The sequence below is a fragment of the Bacillus sp. 05T22 genome (genome assembly GCF_056396765.1).
Genome location: NZ_JBFTMC010000260.1, coordinates 1 through 809 on the forward strand (window position 1 = coordinate 1; position 809 = coordinate 809).

At 37.3% G+C, this 809-nt stretch carries 1 protein-coding gene; it reads left to right on the forward strand.

Annotated features, from left to right (window positions below; all coding sequences use genetic code 11):
• Positions 1–65 precede the first annotated feature (65 nt).
• Complete coding sequence (locus AC1DIT_RS28240; RefSeq protein WP_476998614.1) at positions 66–752, forward strand: IS6 family transposase; 687 nt, start codon at positions 66–68, stop codon at positions 750–752.
• Positions 753–809 lie beyond the last annotated feature (57 nt).

Here is an 809-nt window from a genome sequence, read left to right on the forward strand (position 1 = left end):
GGTTCTGTTGCAAAGTTTCCTACATGAAGCTACACTCTAGAAAACAGGATCTAGGAGAATCAGACATGAGATATTTTAAAGGAAAACAATTCAAGAAAGATATTATTKTAGTAGCTGTCGGCTACTACTGCCGTTTTTCTTTAAGTTATCGCGATGTATCTGAAATCCTGAAAGAACGTGGTATTTCAGTTCACCCAACAACTATCATGCGATGGGTTCATGAATATGGCAATCTCATCTATCAAATTTGGAAAGTGAAAAATAAATCTGCACGCTTATCTTGGCATTTGGATGAGACTTATATCAAAGTTAAGGGAGAATGGCGTTATCTCTATCGTGCAATTGATAAAGATGGACACACATTGGATATTCAACTTCGTAAAAAACGGGATCATCAGGCTGCCTATGCCTTTATGAAAAGATTAGTAAAACATTTTGGAGAACCAACAGTTCTCACTACAGACAAGGCTCCRGCCTTGCTTTGTGCGTTCAAAAAACTGAAGAAAAACGGCTTTTATGTACGTACAAAACATTGTACCGTTAAATATCTCAATAACCTGATTGAACAGGATCATAGGCATGTAAAGAGACGTTTTGCCAAATCCGCAGGATTTCAAAATCTTCGTCATGCTTCACGGACTATAAAAGGGATTGAAACGATTCAGGCCATATATAAACAAAGACGAAGTCTTGAATCAGACTCCGTCTTTTCAGTGTACAAAGAACTACAGCAATTAGTAGCGATTGCTTAAAGCCTATTTCCAATCTGTAGACCTCTCTATATTTTTTCCAACTTTGCAACAGAACCT